Annotated in this window: 2 protein-coding genes; both read right to left on the bottom strand. The window is 39.2% G+C overall.

Going from position 1 to position 3,376, the window contains the following annotated elements:
• On the bottom strand, positions 1 to 1,076 hold a 1,076-nt coding region (locus JWP71_RS13585; RefSeq protein WP_366143538.1), incomplete at its 3' end, for a basic secretory protein-like protein.
• A 54-nt stretch (positions 1,077 to 1,130) separates the two neighbouring features.
• On the bottom strand, positions 1,131 to 3,374 hold the full coding sequence (locus JWP71_RS13590) for a transglycosylase domain-containing protein (protein WP_299500938.1): 2,244 nt from the start codon (positions 3,372 to 3,374) through the stop codon (positions 1,131 to 1,133).
• Positions 3,375 to 3,376: the final 2 nt, after the last annotated feature.

The raw sequence follows: 3,376 nt of genomic DNA on the forward strand, positions 1-3,376 counted from the left end.
ATAAAGTTAAATTCGTCTATATGGGTATTAGACACCTTGCTGGTGAGCTTTTTTATTACCACCCCCGTCTTAGCGTCAGCCAGGAAGAGATCTATAGTAAATAAATTCTTTTCTGATAAAAACGCAACATACTTGCCATCAGGACTTATGGCCGGCGCTATATTCATTTTACCTGAATTTTTATCGCTTATAATTAACTGACCTACAGGTTTTTGAACGGTGTCTTTTAAATAAGGTTTGTAGGTGTTTTCTATTGAATTTTTCCAGAGACGAGATAGTGTTTTATCATCATAGCCAAAGGTGCGCCTTATGCCATAAGATAAACCGAAACGAGCAGTATTTTTAAAGAAAGGGGTAATAATGGTATCCCCATAGGTTGATCCTATAAAGCCCCAAAATGCCTGACCGTAACGATAAGGGAAATATTTACTGCTTTCGGTTAGATCTTTTACCGTTGGAATATCATGGTTTAAGTAAGCATCACGCATCCACATGGCTGTATATGAGTCGCGTTTACCCAACGAAAGGTATTCGGCCATACCTTCTATCATCCATAGCGGTAAATTATTTATATTGTCATAATTCGCGTCTTCCTTACCCAATAGTAAGTGATATTGGAAAGCATGCACTAACTCATGCCCGATAACGTGCCTGGTCATTTGATTGTTTTCCATAACAGGCATTACAACGCGGTTTTTTAAACCTTCGGTAACACCGCCTGTACCTATATCTATCTCGCCATCAATAGCTGTGGTTTGCTGAAAATCAGGGTGATTGGCATATAAGATAATGGGGTTGGCATTTTTAAATGTATCTCTAAAAACTTGTTGGTGCAGGGTATACCAAAGCTCGCTTTCCTGTGCAAAGCGTTTAACCATACTATCATTTTTTAGATAGTAATAGATCTCGAAGTGCGGGGTTTTATAAACCTTAAAATTTAATTTTTTGTAACGAACCTTATTTTGCCCAAAGTATTGCGCATTTGCACCTGCGCTAAAAAATAGCAGACCAATAAAACAAATTAAAATGAATGAATATTTCTTTACTTTGCTTACAGGAGAGTAGTTTTTATTCATAAATTTTTATATATCGGTGCTAATTTACCAAATGTTATAATATTTACGTTAAGATTAATTGCCGGGTTGCTTTAGCTCAGGTAATACTGCTCCCCGCGTTGTGTCTACCGGCATATCAAGGCTATCAGTAGCTGTTGTATCGACCGCTAATCTTGGCGAAGGGCAATCATAACTTTTGGTGATCTTTGTCCATGGTTTAGGAAATGCACCATAGGTATAGCCCGATTGCGGATCAGCATAAACCCGCTGCATAAAGCTGCCGAAAATAGGAAGGGCGGTATGTGAGCCTTCGCCTGTCTCAGAGTTTGTAAAATGTACGCTGCGGTCATCAGCACCCACCCATATACCGGTAACCAGATCTTTGGTAATACCCATATACCATCCGTCAACATAATCTGATGATGTGCCTGTTTTACCGCCTATTTGGTTGTTTTTTTTCCATAATCCCGGATATTCCCATAATGCCTGCGATGTGCCTCCCGGTTCTTCCATACCACCTCTAAACATATACAGCATTAACCAGGCAACTTCTTCGCTAATCGCTCTTTCGGTTTTTAATACAAACTCCTTTAATATATTGCCATCCTGGTCGGTTATTTTAGTTACCAGTAATGGGTCTATTTTTTCACCTTTATTTAAGAAGGTACTGTAGGCCCGTACCATTTCATAAACCGATACATCGTTTGATCCCAATGAAACAGAAGGAACCGCTTTTAGGGGGCTTTCTATACCGCATTTATGTGCATATACAACAACTTTGTCCCAACCAACCTTTTCGGTTACTTGTGCAGTAATTGAATTTACTGATTTCCCCATTGCCCACCGTAAAGACATTTCCTGGTAGGTAAATTTAAAATCAGCATTGTTAGGTGCCCAAACCTGTGCTTTACCTTCGTCAGTATATTTAATAGATACGGGTTGATCTGTAAACTTATCGCATGGCGAAAAACCATTATCTAAAGCTGTTAAATAAGCGAAAGGTTTAAATGTTGAACCGGCTTGTCTTTTTGATTGATTTACGTGATCGTAATTAAAGTACTTGTGATTAATGCCACCTACCCAAACTTTTATTTTACCGGATGATGGCTCAATGGTCATCATCCCGGCATTTAAAATGCGGGTATAATATTTTATGGAATCGGTACTTGAAAACGTAGTGTCTTTTTCACCATTCCAGGTAAATACTTTCATTCGTTTTGGTTTTTCAAAGTATTGGTTTATCTGGTTAATATCGCCATTGTACTTGGCTACCAATAATTTGTATATAGGCAAATGCTGTTCGGCCTTTAATAAAAAGTCGGTTATTTCAACGCCCTTCGAGTCGCGCCATGGATTTTTGGTTCCCCATAGATTGTCAAAACGTCTTTGCAGCATTTTCATTTTTTCAGCCACCGCATCTTCTGCATGTTGTTGTAACCGCGAGTCGATAGTGGTATATATTTTTAAGCCATCTTCATAAAGGTTATAATCGTTGTCTTTGCACCATTTTTTTAACCAGCGCTCAACCGCCTCCCGAATATAAGAATCGCCGTGCGAATCATCCTCTACATAACTTAAATTAAGCCCTATTGGCATTTTAGTATAGGTAGTATAATCAGCTTTGTTTAAAAAGCCATATTTCTCCATTTGCCCTAATACGGTATTTCTGCGTTCAACCGCTTTATCCGGGTTATTTATCGGATTATAGGTTGATGTCGCCTTAAGCATGCCTATCAGTGTAGCAGCCTCGGCAGGGGTAACGGCGTCGGGGGTTTTATCAAAGAACTTAAGTGATGCGGTTTTTATACCAAACGAATTGTTGCCAAACGGCACTGTGTTTAAATACAGTGTGAGTATTTCCTGCTTATTATAAACATGCTCAATTTTATAGGCGGTTAACCATTCCTTGCATTTTGAAACCAGCGTGCGGATAATGGGGATATGCCTTAGCAGCCCCTGCGATTTTCTTTTACGGGTAGAATATAAGTTTTTTGCCAATTGTTGTGTAATGGTGCTGCCCCCGCGTTTATCGCCTTTAGCGGTTGAAAGTATACTGGTAACGAACGAGTAAAAATCAACGCCGCCATGTTTGTAAAACCGCACATCTTCGGTTGCTACCAACGCGTTTATCAGGCTGGGCGATATGGCTTTATAATCAACCGGCGAGCGGTTTTCACGATAATATTCGCCTATTAATTTACCATCGGCTGTATATACTTGTGAACCAATAGATAAACTTGGGCTCCTAATGTCTTGCATATCAGGTGAATACCCAAATAACCACAGAAAATTTAACTCAATGCAGCAAAAAAAGATAATTA

Source organism: Mucilaginibacter sp., from assembly GCF_028287845.1.
Classification (GTDB): Bacteria; Bacteroidota; Bacteroidia; order Sphingobacteriales; family Sphingobacteriaceae; genus Mucilaginibacter.